This is a genomic window from Citrobacter sp. RHBSTW-01044 (genome assembly GCF_013781945.1).
In the GTDB taxonomy this organism is placed as follows: Bacteria; Pseudomonadota; Gammaproteobacteria; order Enterobacterales; family Enterobacteriaceae; genus Citrobacter; species Citrobacter braakii.
The window spans coordinates 329,897-343,162 of record NZ_CP056180.1 but is presented as its reverse complement, the minus strand read 5'-3'; the positions used below and the strand labels follow the sequence as shown (position 1 = coordinate 343,162).

The following is a 13,266-nucleotide window of genomic DNA, read 5'->3' as shown; positions in this document are numbered from 1 at the left end:
ATGCTTACGACTTTGCACATAACCTGAAGCTAAAAGACCTACGTTTCGCAACGCAAGCCAGACCTTTCTTGTTGTTACGCCGGCTGGCAATCAGCAATAGCGTTAAGAACCACCTCGTGCGACACTCCGCCGCGCACTTCACTCTTCCCTAATGCCAGCGGAAGCACTAAACGAATCTCTCCCGCTAACACTTTTTTATCTCGCAGCATGTGCGGCAGATAAGCCTCGCTGGACATTTCACGCGGTCCATTGACCGGCAAGCCCGCTCGCTGCAGCAGCGTAATGATGCGCTGCGTATCAGCGGAGGTAAACTGTCCAAGACGTTCTGACGTACGAGCAGCCATTACCATACCTGCTGCAACGGCTTCACCATGTAACCAATTGCCATAACCCATTTCAGCTTCGATCGCATGGCCAAACGTGTGTCCCAGATTCAGTAAAGCACGTAAGCCCATTTCACGCTCGTCCGCTGCGACAACTTCTGCTTTCAGCTCACAACAACGACGAATACAGTACGCCATCGCCGGACCATCCAGACGCAATAACGCATCCAGATTTTCTTCCAGCCAACTGAAAAATTCACCGTCAAGGATGATGCCGTATTTGATCACTTCCGCCAGCCCCGATGCCAGCTCACGCGCAGGAAGCGTTTTCAGACAATCGAGATCCACCACCACGGACGCCGGTTGGTAAAACGCGCCAATCATGTTTTTACCGAGGGGATGGTTTACGGCGGTTTTGCCGCCAACGGAGGAGTCGACCTGCGACAACAGGGTTGTCGGGACTTGAATAAAACGAACACCACGCTGATAGCTGGCTGCCGCAAAACCGGTCAGATCGCCTATCACGCCGCCGCCAAGTGCGACTAACGTGGTATCACGACCGTGCGGTTTTTGCAGTAACGCAGTGAAAACCGTATCCAGAACCGTCAGGCTTTTATACTGCTCGCCATCGGGAAGGATAACGCTATCAACGTTAACACCCGCCTGTTCAAGTACGCCGCGAACCTTATCGAGATAAAGGGGAGCCAGGGTTTCGTTGGTCACCAACATAACCTGATCGCCCGATTTCAGCGGTAAGAATGAAGCTGGCTCATTAAACAAACCAGCCGCGATGGTGATAGGGTAACTACGTTCCCCGAGAGTGACTGTGATCCTCTCCATTACGCGACATCCACCTTAGTTACTTGTACCCGCAGACGAGTGTGTATTCAGCCAGAATTAGTTGCTTTCCAACATATGAATAATCTGGTTTGCTACGACTTTTGCGCTCTGATCGTCGGTGCGAATGGTCACGTCAGCAATCTCTTCGTACAGAGGATTGCGTTCGTCAGCCAACGCTTCCAGAACTTCACGAGGCGGCGATTCTACCTGCAGCAGCGGGCGTTTCTTGTCACGTTGAGTTCGCGCAAGTTGTTTTTCAATTGTCGTTTCAAGATAGACCACGACGCCACGCGCGGAAAGACGGTTACGTGTTTCACGTGATTTAACAGAGCCACCGCCAGTTGCCAGCACAATACCCTGTTTTTCCGTCAACTCGTTGATGACTTTTTCTTCGCGATCACGGAAGCCGTCTTCACCTTCTACATCGAAGACCCAGCCCACATCAGCTCCGGTTCGTTTCTCAATCTCTTGATCAGAATCGTAAAATTCCATATTGAGTTGTTGAGCTAACTGGCGCCCAATAGTGCTTTTTCCGGCACCCATAGGCCCAACCAGAAAGATATTGCGTTTCTCTGCCATTTTTTCGGTACTACTAAGACTATTCGTTAATGGTAAACCCGCTTCGCAGACACTCAGCGCAGCAGGACATGAACTGAAACCTCATAAGATATTGCGAGAGTCAGACTGAAAATTATCTCAATACTCAAGCGGGTTTGGCAACTGAATAAATCACCAAACCTTACGCATTTCTGGTCGTGGCAGGCATGCTACCCTGCAAACATCAGACCTGGCGACGTATCGCGCAGCCAAATGACACCAAATAAGCCTATGACACACCACCAGAAAGGCAAAGCGTATTTACTGCCGCATAAGTAAAGAAAAGTACCGACACTCAAATCGGTACTCCTTGTATGCTAAATACACCCGCACGTCAAATCTCTGAAACGTGTTCAGTGCAAAAACAACGGCTTTTCATGCATAAGTTATTGCGTTGAAACCAGTCTGGGCGTAATAAAAACCACTAATTCACGCCGTTCGTCTTCTTTACCATCATGGCGAAAGAGAGAGCCAAGCCAGGGGATGTCGCCTAACAGCGGCACGCTGTCGGCTGCGGATTTATTCTTATGTGAAAAAATCCCGCCCAGCGCAATCGTCTCGCCGCTTTTTACCTCGACCTGGGTTTCAATCTCCTGCTTATCAATAGCCAGAACTTCGCCATCCGCCTGCTGTAGCACCTGCCCGGGAACATTCTGGCTTATATGCAGTTTCAGTCTGATTCGTCCTTTCTGCAATACGGTGGGCGTGACTTCCATCCCTAATACAGCTTCCTTGAACTCGACGGATGTCGCGCCGCTTTCACCGCTGGAGACCTGATAAGGGATCTCACTACCCTGCTTAATACTGGCAGGTTGCAGGTGAGAAGCCAGTAAGCGTGGACTGGCGATGATGTCCAACTGCTGTTTTTGCTCCAGCGCAGACAGCTCCAGCTCGAGTAAATGACCGTTAATACGGCCAATGTTAAATCCCACACGGGATGTGGCTGTGGGTACAGAAAGATCGCTGGCAAGCGTTGTGACGTTCCCCACCGCCCCCGATTGCTGTGCGTCAGCCAGCGACCACTTCACCCCCAGCTCACGCAAGCTTTTTTCATTAATCGTCACGATATGCGCCGCCAGTTCGACTTGTGCAACCGGCAGATCCATTTGCGCCACCCACGTTTCCAGTGCGTTAAGCGCAACGCTATTATCACGCAGCAGTAAGCGGTTGGTGCGTTTATCCACCGTCATGCTTCCTTTGGCGCTGAGCAGCTTTTCTCCGGCTTTTGCCAGCTCGGAGGCATCAGCATATTGCAAAATGATACTGCGATGTTCCAACGGCAGGCTGGCCTGAAGCCGTGCCTGCTCATTGTCCTGACGAGCCGCATTTTCACTCTGCCATTGAACAGAATGCACATGCAGAATGTTGCCTTCCTGGCGTAATACCAGCCCGGCGCTTTTCACCACCGTTTGCAATGCCTGCTTCCAGGGCACATCCGTCAAATGCAGTGACAGCACACCGCTGACATCCGGTGAAACTACCAGGTTTTTCTTTTCCTGTTCGGCCAGCGCCTGCAATACCTGCACAACCGGCACATCATCGACCACCAGCGTCACGTTTTGTGATTTCGCCGCCAGTACGCTCTGAATCCCGACCACCAGTACGAGTACTATCCATGCCATCCATCGCTTCATTTATCGCTCCTTGTCGTTGCCACTGCCACTGCGACGGCTCGCAGTTTTTCCCTGTGTCGAGGGTTACGCTCTGGGCCGTTATCTGCGTAACCGTCCAACCGTTTTTCAGGACATCATTTCGCTCAACCCGCTGCCATTTTTTCTGGCTATCCTGAACAATGCCAATGGGTCGCGCGCCCTGGCTCAATATTCCCTGATAGCGCCATGCCGACAGCTCAGCAATTTGGCAACGGTCCTCCGGCGGCAGGAAGGGATTACGCATACCGGTGAGTATCAGTACGCTTACGCACGCCAACAGCCAGCGTTCAACCATCATTCAGGCGCTCCAGTTGTAGTGTTAACAGCAGCTCCGCACCTTCTGCGTAAAGAGAAAACCGGCTGACGTTCATCCCTTGCTCCGCCAATTGGTCAAACATCGGCGGGATGACATCCCAGCCTGGCTTCAGCGTCATTTCTCCGCCCTGTGCGGAGGGTTGCCAGTGGATAAGATGTGCAAGAGGAGTCTGAAACAGCAGTGGAGAGAACGGAATCAGCGTCTCTTCAGGCTCTTCTGGCGATGCCACCAGCAGATATAAATTTCGCCATTGTGCCTGAATGGCCGCTCGTTGCTGATTTAGCGCCTCTTGTTGCATAACTCGTTTCTGCGCAGTGGAGCTGAGGCATAACATGACGACGATGAGCAGTCCCAGCATCCAGCCACCGCCGCAGATGAGCCGAAAGCGCGGCGACTGCGCTAACCAGCTATCACAAAGCGTTTTCATGCGCACCGCTCCACATCAGTCGATAGTGGAATTGCCAGCGTCCCTGCGCATCCTGCTGCGTTTCGCCAGGGCTACCCAATTTAAATAGCGGCAGCTGGCGTAATTGCGCTTCCAGCGCCTTCAGCGCGGCAAAGCTCAGCGTGTTTCCCGTCAGTTCCAGTGTCTCCTGCTGCCAGGTTATTTTTGTTAACCACGCCTGCTCCGGCAGTAATTCCGCCAGCCCTTGCAAAACCCGCTGCCAGCTTCGGGTCTGCTCACGCTGTTTGTTCCGCGCTTGAACCTGTTGCCATCGTTGCTGGCGCTGCTGCACACGCGGCTTTAGCGCCATTAAAGCCTCGGCCCGCGTCTTTTCGGCATCCGCTAACAACAATTCGACCTGGTTTTCTACGCTCAAAACGCTGTAATAGCGCAACAACACGCCGCTACTAAGCAGTAGCGAAGCGCCAAATAAAACACTCCAGAAGCGTAGGCAGGCGCGACGTCGCGCCTGGCGCCAGGGCAGAAGATTGATGGTCGCTATCATCAACATGTGCCTCCCATAGCGAGTCCCAGTGCAATGGTGAAGCGATGGCTTTGCGTTGGAATTGGCGGCTGGCGTACAGACACCACGCTTAAAGGATCGAAGCCGCTGGGATCGCATAGCGCAATGGCTGTCGTGGAAAGCGATAATGTCGCGGCAAGCTCGTCGATACAGCCAATATCGCCCGTTGATTTACGCCCCCATGCCGAACGGGTCGCCCATAGCCACTGGGTGTCATCACGCCATACCAGACACTGATGACGTTCTGGCAGGTAAGGTATAAATCGCTGTAACGCGCTGGCATCCGGCGTAATCGCCGTAACCTGTACCTTCAACGTTTGGATAAGCGTCAGAAGCGCTGAAATCTCTTTGCTTTGCGCGGCAGTGACGTTAAACGCCGGGCTTAACGTGTCTTCGCTATAATCAAAATGCAGCGCATCCGGCGCCATATCCAGTTCACGCGCCATCGAGCCGGATAACCATGCGGCTTGCTCCGGCTCGCGCAGCATCATTTCCGGACGAGGGTACTTTTTTTGTAACGTCCTGTTGGCAGGAAAAGAGAGATGAATATGGTGTCGGCGAGGAAGTTCCCGGCTCCACGGCAGTAGCGCTGCGACAAGCTGTTCAGGCTCGCGAATGTGGCCATCGACGATAACCTGAGGCGTCAGCGGTATACGCCACCAGCGCTGGAGAAACCAACCGGATGCGTCGTGAACTACGGCGACAGCCAGCGCTTCATGTTGCTGAATATGCAGACCAATTTTCCAGATATTGAAAGCCATTGCTGATGATCTCCTTATCACCCGTTGCTTTAACGGGTATATCAATGCGTCTGGCTTGCCTTTATACTACCGCGCGTTTGTTTATAAACTGCCCAAATGCCACTAAATGGGAAATCTCCAGTGAAGTTCGTAAAGTATTTATTAATCCTTGCAGTATGTTGCATCCTGCTGGGAGCAGGCTCGATTTATGGCCTCTATCGCTATATTGAGCCGCAATTACCTGACGTCGCGACGCTCAAAGATGTGCGTTTACAGATCCCGATGCAGGTTTACAGCGCTGATGGCGAGCTGATCGCGCAATATGGCGAGAAACGTCGAATCCCGGTCACCCTGGATCAGATGCCGCCGGTAATGGTTAAAGCCTTTATCGCTACCGAAGACAGTCGTTTTTATGAGCACCACGGGGTAGACCCGGTGGGGATCTTCCGTGCTGCCAGCGTCGCGCTGTTCTCCGGCCATGCATCACAAGGGGCCAGCACCATCACCCAACAGTTGGCGAGAAACTTCTTCCTGAGCCCGGAACGTACGCTGATGCGTAAGATCAAAGAAGTGTTCCTGGCGATCCGCATTGAACAACTGCTGAGTAAAGATGAGATCCTCGAACTGTATCTGAACAAGATTTACCTGGGGTATCGCGCTTATGGCGTAGGTGCTGCCGCGCAGGTCTATTTCGGTAAGACAGTTGATCAGCTCAGCTTAAGTGAAATTGCGGTGATTGCCGGTCTGCCAAAAGCGCCGTCAACCTTCAACCCCCTCTATTCGATGGAAAGGGCAACCGCGCGACGTAACGTCGTACTGTCGCGTATGTTGAGCGAAAACTACATCACGCAGGCCCAGTACGATCAGGCGCGCGGCGAAGCCATTGACGCCAACTACCACGCGCCGGAAATCGCCTTCTCCGCGCCGTATCTCTCTGAGATGGTGCGCCAGGAGATGTATAACCGTTATGGTGAGAAAGCCTATGAGGACGGGTATCGCATCACCACCACCATTACGCGCAAAGTACAGCAGGCTGCTCAGCAGGCAGTACGTAACAACGTAATGGATTACGACATGCGCCACGGTTACCGCGGCCCGTCGAACGTGCTGTGGAAAGTGGGCGAAAGCAGTTGGGACAGCAAGAAAATCACCGATACGCTGAAAGCGCTACCGACTTATGGTCCCCTGCTACCGGCGGTTGTTACCAGCGCCAATCCGCAGGAAGCCATTGCCGCGCTGGCGGATGGTACGTCAGTGTCATTACGGATGGATGGCATGCGCTGGGCGCGTCCTTACCGCTCGGATACCCAGCAAGGCCCGACGCCGCGCAAAGTGACTGATGTGGTGCAAACCGGGCAGCAAATCTGGGTACGCCAGGTTGGCGATGCCTGGTGGCTGGCGCAAGTACCGGACGTCAACTCCGCACTGGTCTCCATCAATCCGCAAAACGGCGCGGTGCTGGCGCTGGTCGGTGGTTTTGACTTCAACCAGAGCAAGTTTAACCGTGCAACCCAGGCGTTACGCCAGGTGGGTTCCAACATCAAACCATTCCTGTATACCGCCGCGATGGATAAAGGTCTGACGCTGGCGAGCATGCTCAACGACGTGCCGATCTCCCGCTGGGATGCCGGCGCGGGTTCCGACTGGCAGCCGAAGAACTCACCGCCGCAATACGCCGGTCCTATCCGCTTACGTCAGGGGCTGGGTCAGTCGAAAAACGTGGTGATGGTACGCGCCATGCGCGCGATGGGCGTGGATTACGCGGCAGAGTATCTGCAACGTTTCGGCTTCCCGGCACAGAACATTGTGCACACCGAGTCGCTGGCGCTGGGTTCTGCCTCATTCACGCCGTTGCAGGTGGCGCGCGGTTATGCAGTGATGTCTAACGGCGGCTTCCTGGTCGATCCGTATTTCATCAGTAAAATCGAAAGCGATATGGGCGGCGTTATCTTCGAGGCGAAGCCGAAAATTGCCTGTCCGGAATGCGATATTCCGGTGATTTATGGTGATACCCAGAAATCTAACGTGCTGGAAAACAGTAACGTCGAAGATGTCGCCGTCTCGCAGGAACAGCAGAATGCCGCCGTGCCTATGCCTCAGCTTGAGCAGGCAAACCAGGCGCTGGTCGCGCAAAGCGGAACGCAGGAGTACGCTCCACACGTGATCAACACGCCGCTGGCCTTCCTGATTAAAAGCGCCCTGAACACCAATATCTTTGGTGAGCCGGGCTGGATGGGAACCGGTTGGCGTGCAGGTCGCGATTTACAGCGCCATGATATCGGCGGGAAAACCGGGACCACCAACAGCTCTAAAGATGCATGGTTCTCCGGCTACGGGCCAGGCGTGGTGACGTCGGTATGGATCGGGTTTGATGACCATCGCCGCAATCTCGGACACACGACGGCTTCAGGGGCGATCAAAGACCAGATCTCCGGCTACGAAGGCGGCGCAAAGAGCGCACAGCCTGCATGGGATGCCTATATGAAGTCCGTGCTGGAAGGCGTGCCTGAGCAGCCTCTGACGCCGCCGCCGGGTATCGTGACGGTCAATATCGATCGCAGCACCGGTCAACTGGCAAGCGGTGGCAACAGCCGCGCAGAATACTTCATTGAAGGCACTCAGCCGACGCAACAGGCGGTGCATGAGGTGGGGACGACCATTATCGATAATGGTGAGACGCACGAACTGTTCTGATCCCTGACCGTTCAAAAAAAGGCGCTTCGGCGCCTTTTTTATTATTCGTGAAGAGAAATTAAAGCCGCCCCTGTCCTTTCAGCCATTCGCGTACGAGGAACAGCGCACTCACATTACGCGCTTCGTGAAAATCAGGATCTTCCAGCAGGTCCATCAAATGCGCCAGCGGCCAGCGCACCTGCGGTAATGGTTCAGGCTCATCACCTTCCAGCGATTCAGGATATAAGTCCTCCGCCACCACGATGTTCATCTTGCTGGAGAAATAGGACGGCGCCATGCTGAGTTTCTTTAAAAACGTCAGATCTTTTGCGCCAAACCCCACCTCTTCTTTCAGCTCCCGATTCGCCGCTTCGTACACGCTTTCGCCAGGATCGATTAACCCCTTGGAAAAACCCAGTTCGTAAGATTCGGTCCCGACCGCGTATTCGCGGATGAGGATCAGGTGGTCGTCCACAATCGGCACAATCATTACCGCTTCACGCGTGGACGGGCGCATACGTTCATAAACGCGGCGTACGCCATTGCTGAACTCAAGGTCCACGCTTTCGACTTTAAACAGCCGGGATTGGGCGACGGTTTCCACTTTCAAAATCGTGGGTTTCTGTAATGATTTGCTCATTGTGAGGATCTTTGCTGTGAAATCTGGGGTTATTGTGCGATATACCGCACGGTTTCGGCAATGTGAATTGCCGTTTATTTACATTTATGTAACGTACTAAAAGTTAATCCCTATTTCAAATTAAAAGTCAATAGGTTGAAATAACTCCAGGAATTTGCTGATATTCCATTTTTAGTGATTTTGCTATGATTCGCATTTACTGGGCTGTACTTAAAGATGCTCAAGTTCGACTCCACACTTGCCGATAGCCAACCACAGAATCACGAATATTGAACAGGGTGCGACTGACCACGCCTGACAGACTAAGTAAGATGGGGAAAGCATGAGCACCATTCTGATTTTTTTAGCTGCTTTGCTGGCCTGCTCATTGCTTGCAGGATGGCTACTCAGAACGAAATCCAGACGGAAAAATTTACCCTTGAGCAACGTCTTCTCAGACGCCTCGAAGCGTAAACTCACGCCTGAAGAGCGCAGTGCAGTCGAAAACTATCTCGAAAGCCTTAGTCAAATTCAGCAGGTACCTGGTCCAACGGGCGCCAGCTCCGCGCCGGTGTCATTAACGCTGAATGCCCAAAGTAATAGCGTCATCGTACTTACGCACGCGATTACACGTTACGGCATTACTACCGACGATCCTAACAAATGGCGTTACTATCTTGATTCCGTTGAGGTACATCTTCCCCCTTTCTGGGAACAATACATCAATGACGAAAACAGCGTTGAGCTAATCCACACCAATACGATACCGCTGGTTATCTCCCTGAACGGCCATACGCTGCAGGAATATATGCAGGAAGCGCGTGGCTATGCGTTACAGCACACCGCCTCTACCCAGGCGTCTATTCGCGGTGAAGAAAGCGAGCAGATTGAACTGCTGAATATTCGCCAGGAAACCCATGAAGAATATGCGCTTAGCCGCCCATCGGGATTGCGCGAGGCGTTACTGATTGCCGCATCGTTCCTGCTGTTCTTTTTCTGTTTGATAATCCCGGATACGTTTGTTCCGTGGACAGTTGGTGGCGCGGTGCTGCTACTGGCTGCGGGTCTGTGGGGGCTGTTTGCCCCACCGTCTAAAACCGCCCTGCGGGAAATTCATTGTCTGCGCGGTACGCCGCGTCGCTGGGGGCTGTTTGGCGAAAACGACCAGGAGCAAATTAATAATATCTCGCTAGGTATTATTGATCTGATTTATCCACCGCACTGGCAACCTTACATCGCACAAGATCTTGGCCAGCAAACGGATATTGATATTTATCTCGATCGCCACGTTGTTCGCCAGGGACGTTTTTTATCGCTGCATGACGAAGTCAAAAACTTCCCGTTACAGCACTGGCTGCGCAACGCCGTCATCGCGGGCGGCTCGTTGCTGGTGCTGCTGATGCTGCTGTTTTGGATCCCGCTGGATATGCCGATAAAGCTTACGCTTTCCTGGATGAAGGGCGCACAAACTATCGAAGCCACCAGCGTTAAACAGCTTGAAAACGCGGGCGTTCGCGTGGGTGACACGCTGCATCTGAGCGGTACGGGTATGTGTAACATTCATACCCAAGGGAGCTGGAATGCGCAGCCTTCCGCGCCGTTTATGCCTTTCGATTGCACGCAAATTATCTGGAATGACGCGCGCGCATTACCGCTGCCTGAGTCCGATCTGGTGAATAAAGCCACCGCGCTCACGCAGGCGGTGAACCGCCAACTGCACCCCAAAGCGGATGATGACTCTCGCGTCAGCGCATCGTTACGCTCGGCAATCCAAAAGTCCGGAATGGTGTTACTGGACGATTTTGGCGAGATCGTCCTGAAAACGGCTGATCTGTGCGCGGCCAAAGATGAATGTGTACGTTTAAAAAATGCACTGGTTAACCTTGGTAACAGTAAAGACTGGACGGCACTGGTGAAACGGGCAAACGCAGGCAAACTGGATGGCGTGAACGTGCTGCTGCGTCCGGTAAGCGCGGAGTCGTTGGATAATCTGGTGAATACCTCTACGGCGCCGTTTATTTCACGCGAGACTGCGCGAGCGGCCCAGACGCTGAATAGCCCAGCCCCTGGCGGTTTCCTGATTATCAGCGACGAAGGCAGCGATCTGGTCGATCAGCCGTGGCCGACAACCTCGCTATATGACTATCCCCCACAGGAACAGTGGAACGCCTTCCAGCGTCTGGCGCAGATGCTGATGCAGACGCCGTTTCGCGCGGAGGGGATCGTCACCAATATTTCGACCGACGCCAATGGCACCCAGCACATTGGCCTGCACCGTATCCCGGATCGTTCAGGATTATGGCGCTACCTTGGCACAACGCTGCTGATGTTCTCCATGCTCGGATGTGCTGTCTACAACAGCATACAGGCTTTCAGACGCTACCAGCGTCACCGCTCCCGCATCACGGAAATTCAGAGCTACTACGAAAGTTGCCTGAATCCAACGCTGATTGACAACCCAGAAAGCCTGATTCGATAACACGCTCGCGCGACAGGATATGCTACCCTGTCGCGCATCATGTTTTCTTCTGGGGAGTTTCCATGCAGATCAATATTGCCTGGCACGATGTCGATACCGTGTTGTTAGATATGGACGGCACGCTGCTCGACCTGGCATTCGATAACTATTTCTGGCAAAAACTGGTGCCGGAAACCTATGGCGCGAAACAGGGTATCTCTCCCCAGGAAGCCCAGGACTATATTCGTCAGCAGTATCATGCCGTGCAGCATACGCTAAACTGGTACTGCCTGGATTACTGGAGCGAATGCCTGGATCTTGATATTTGCGCCATGACAACGGAACAGGGACCGCGCGCCGTTTTGCGTGAAGATACTGTACCGTTTCTTGATGCCTTAAAAGCCAGCGGCAAGCGCCGTATTTTGCTCACCAACGCGCATCCCCATAACCTGGCGGTGAAGCTGGAGCATACCGGTCTGGCCTCACACCTTGATTTATTACTTTCCACCCACACATTTGGTTATCCCAAAGAGGATCAGCGGTTATGGCACGCTGTGGCTGAAGAAACGGGAATGAGTGCAGAGAAGACGCTGTTTATTGACGACAGCGAACCCATTCTCGACGCCGCTGCTCTGTACGGTATTCGTTACTGCCTCGGCGTGACCAATCCCGACTCAGGCATCGCGGAAAAACAGTACGCACGCCATCCGTCACTGAATGACTACCGCCGACTGATCCCCTCACTGATGTGAAGGAGACGCCATGAAAGAAAAGCCCTCTGCTGAAGTCAGGCTGGATAAATGGCTGTGGGCTGCACGCTTTTACAAAACGCGTGCGCTAGCCCGCGAAATGGTTGAAGGCGGTAAGGTGCATTACAACGGCCAGCGCAGCAAACCGAGCAAGATTGTCGAGCTGAACGCCACCCTCACCCTGCGCCAGGGAAATGACGAGCGAACGGTCATTATCAAGGCTATTACCGAGCAGCGTCGCCCAGCCACGGAAGCCGTTACGCTGTATGAAGAAACCGCGGAAAGCGTAGAAAAACGCGAAAAAGTGGCGCTGGCGCGTAAACTTAACGCGTTAACCATGCCGCACCCGGACAGGCGACCGGACAAGAAAGAGCGCCGCGACCTGTTACGATTTAAACATGGCGACAGCGAGTGACTGTCACCTGCAAGAGAGATGATTATGCCGCAACATGACCAATTACATCGTTATCTGTTTGAAAACTTTGCCGTGCGCGGCGAGCTGGTGACCGTTTCGGAAACCCTGCAACAGATCCTCGAAAATCATACTTACCCGCAGCCGGTCAAGAACGTGCTGGCTGAACTGCTGGTCGCCACCAGCCTGCTCACCGCCACGCTGAAGTTTGCCGGTGATATCACCGTACAGCTGCAGGGCGATGGTCCGCTGAGCCTGGCCGTCATTAACGGCAACAACAATCAGCAGATGCGCGGCGTGGCCCGTATGCAGGGCGATATCCCTGAAGGCGCTGATCTCAAAACGCTGGTAGGCAACGGCTACCTGGTGATCACCATTACCCCAGAAGAAGGCGAGCGCTATCAGGGCGTGGTTGGTCTGGAAGGCGACACGCTGGCCGCCTGTCTGGAAGATTACTTCATGCGTTCTGAACAGCTGCCGACACGTCTGTTTATCCGTACTGGCGACGTCGATGGCAAACCCGCTGCTGGCGGGATGCTTCTGCAGGTAATGCCGGCGCAAAACGCGCAGGCAGATGATTTCGATCACCTGACAGCCCTGACCGAAACCATCAAAACTGAAGAGCTGTTAACGCTCCCGGCCAACGAAGTGCTGTGGCGCTTGTACCACGAAGAAGAGGTTACTCTCTACGATCCGCAGGACGTTGAGTTCAAATGCACCTGTTCACGCGAACGCTGCGCTGGCGCACTGAAAACGCTGCCGGACGAAGAAGTGGACAGCATTCTGGCGGAAGAAGGCGAGATCGATATGCACTGCGATTACTGCGGGAGCCACTATCTGTTTAATGCCATGGACATTGCTGAGATCCGCAGCAACGCTTCCCCGGCGGACCCGCAGGTACATTAATCACCACTGCCTA

The 13,266-nt window shown here is 53.6% G+C and carries 13 protein-coding genes; 5 read left to right on the top strand and 8 right to left on the bottom strand.

What is annotated here, in order from left to right; translation table 11 throughout:
• Positions 1–74 precede the first annotated feature (74 nt).
• The 7 genes from aroB to HV352_RS01560 all read right to left on the bottom strand — a co-directional run bounded on the left by aroB (position 75) and on the right by HV352_RS01560 (position 5,457).
• The gene (gene aroB / locus HV352_RS01590) at positions 75–1,163 is read right to left on the bottom strand and encodes a 3-dehydroquinate synthase (protein ID WP_016154788.1); all 1,089 of its coding nucleotides are present in this window, start codon (positions 1,161–1,163) and stop codon (positions 75–77) included.
• A 57-nt stretch (positions 1,164–1,220) separates the two neighbouring features.
• The gene (gene aroK / locus HV352_RS01585) at positions 1,221–1,742 is read right to left on the bottom strand and encodes a shikimate kinase AroK (protein ID WP_003023552.1); all 522 of its coding nucleotides are present in this window, start codon (positions 1,740–1,742) and stop codon (positions 1,221–1,223) included.
• A 404-nt stretch (positions 1,743–2,146) separates the two neighbouring features.
• Positions 2,147–3,394, bottom strand: a complete 1,248-nt coding sequence (hofQ, locus tag HV352_RS01580; RefSeq protein ID WP_029139733.1) for a DNA uptake porin HofQ — start codon at positions 3,392–3,394, stop codon at positions 2,147–2,149.
• On the bottom strand, positions 3,297–3,710 hold the full coding sequence (locus HV352_RS01575; RefSeq protein ID WP_016154790.1) for a HofP DNA utilization family protein: 414 nt from the start codon (positions 3,708–3,710) through the stop codon (positions 3,297–3,299). The genes hofQ and HV352_RS01575 overlap by 98 nt, the downstream gene beginning before the upstream one ends.
• Positions 3,700–4,155, bottom strand: coding sequence for a hypothetical protein (locus HV352_RS01570; protein ID WP_075848119.1), 456 nt, complete (start codon positions 4,153–4,155; stop codon positions 3,700–3,702). Before HV352_RS01570 ends, HV352_RS01575 begins: the two co-directional genes overlap by 11 nt.
• Positions 4,139–4,678 (bottom strand): PilN domain-containing protein, encoded by a 540-nt coding sequence (locus tag HV352_RS01565; RefSeq protein WP_181635466.1) that lies wholly within the window; start codon positions 4,676–4,678, stop codon positions 4,139–4,141. The genes HV352_RS01570 and HV352_RS01565 overlap by 17 nt, the downstream gene beginning before the upstream one ends.
• Entirely contained in the window at positions 4,678–5,457 is a 780-nt protein-coding gene (locus HV352_RS01560) for a hypothetical protein (RefSeq protein WP_016157634.1), read from the bottom strand. The genes HV352_RS01565 and HV352_RS01560 overlap by 1 nt, the downstream gene beginning before the upstream one ends.
• Positions 5,458–5,577: 120 nt before the next feature.
• On the opposite strand from HV352_RS01560, the gene mrcA reads away from it, so the two are divergent.
• Entirely contained in the window at positions 5,578–8,130 is a 2,553-nt protein-coding gene (gene mrcA, locus HV352_RS01555; RefSeq protein WP_016157635.1) for a peptidoglycan glycosyltransferase/peptidoglycan DD-transpeptidase MrcA, read from the top strand.
• 58 nt (positions 8,131–8,188) lie between these two features.
• Here mrcA and nudE read toward each other — a convergent pair whose 3' ends face one another.
• A complete protein-coding gene (gene nudE / locus HV352_RS01550; protein WP_016154795.1) occupies positions 8,189–8,749 on the bottom strand; it encodes an ADP compounds hydrolase NudE in 561 nt (186 codons plus the stop codon).
• Between the two features lie 322 nt (positions 8,750–9,071).
• Between nudE and igaA the strand changes: the two genes are divergently transcribed.
• The 4 genes from igaA (at position 9,072) to hslO (ending at position 13,253) form a co-directional block, all read left to right on the top strand.
• Positions 9,072–11,207 (top strand): intracellular growth attenuator protein IgaA, encoded by a 2,136-nt coding sequence (gene igaA, locus HV352_RS01545; RefSeq protein ID WP_019078148.1) that lies wholly within the window; start codon positions 9,072–9,074, stop codon positions 11,205–11,207.
• A gap of 62 nt (positions 11,208–11,269) precedes the next feature.
• Positions 11,270–11,938, top strand: a complete 669-nt coding sequence (gene yrfG / locus HV352_RS01540) for a GMP/IMP nucleotidase (protein ID WP_019078147.1) — start codon at positions 11,270–11,272, stop codon at positions 11,936–11,938.
• Positions 11,939–11,948: 10 nt separating this feature from the next.
• Positions 11,949–12,350, top strand: a complete 402-nt coding sequence (gene hslR, locus HV352_RS01535) for a ribosome-associated heat shock protein Hsp15 (protein ID WP_016157639.1) — start codon at positions 11,949–11,951, stop codon at positions 12,348–12,350.
• A gap of 24 nt (positions 12,351–12,374) precedes the next feature.
• Positions 12,375–13,253 (top strand): Hsp33 family molecular chaperone HslO, encoded by an 879-nt coding sequence (gene hslO / locus HV352_RS01530; protein ID WP_016157640.1) that lies wholly within the window; start codon positions 12,375–12,377, stop codon positions 13,251–13,253.
• The last annotated feature ends 13 nt before the right edge of the window (positions 13,254–13,266 follow it).

What these genes read in the sequence shown, in the direction of transcription:
- hslR (WP_016157639.1), top strand. Translation starts at nt 11,949, where the DNA reads ATGAAAGAAAAGCCCTCTGCTGAAGTCAGGCTGGATAAATGGCTGTGG.
- hofQ (WP_029139733.1), bottom strand. Translation starts at nt 3,394, where the DNA reads ATGAAGCGATGGATGGCATGGATAGTACTCGTACTGGTGGTCGGGATT.
- aroB (WP_016154788.1), bottom strand. Translation starts at nt 1,163, where the DNA reads ATGGAGAGGATCACAGTCACTCTCGGGGAACGTAGTTACCCTATCACC.
- HV352_RS01570 (WP_075848119.1), bottom strand. Translation starts at nt 4,155, where the DNA reads ATGAAAACGCTTTGTGATAGCTGGTTAGCGCAGTCGCCGCGCTTTCGG.
- HV352_RS01560 (WP_016157634.1), bottom strand. Translation starts at nt 5,457, where the DNA reads ATGGCTTTCAATATCTGGAAAATTGGTCTGCATATTCAGCAACATGAA.
- yrfG (WP_019078147.1), top strand. Translation starts at nt 11,270, where the DNA reads ATGCAGATCAATATTGCCTGGCACGATGTCGATACCGTGTTGTTAGAT.
- HV352_RS01565 (WP_181635466.1), bottom strand. Translation starts at nt 4,678, where the DNA reads ATGATAGCGACCATCAATCTTCTGCCCTGGCGCCAGGCGCGACGTCGC.
- hslO (WP_016157640.1), top strand. Translation starts at nt 12,375, where the DNA reads ATGCCGCAACATGACCAATTACATCGTTATCTGTTTGAAAACTTTGCC.
- aroK (WP_003023552.1), bottom strand. Translation starts at nt 1,742, where the DNA reads ATGGCAGAGAAACGCAATATCTTTCTGGTTGGGCCTATGGGTGCCGGA.
- HV352_RS01575 (WP_016154790.1), bottom strand. Translation starts at nt 3,710, where the DNA reads ATGATGGTTGAACGCTGGCTGTTGGCGTGCGTAAGCGTACTGATACTC.
- nudE (WP_016154795.1), bottom strand. Translation starts at nt 8,749, where the DNA reads ATGAGCAAATCATTACAGAAACCCACGATTTTGAAAGTGGAAACCGTC.
- igaA (WP_019078148.1), top strand. Translation starts at nt 9,072, where the DNA reads ATGAGCACCATTCTGATTTTTTTAGCTGCTTTGCTGGCCTGCTCATTG.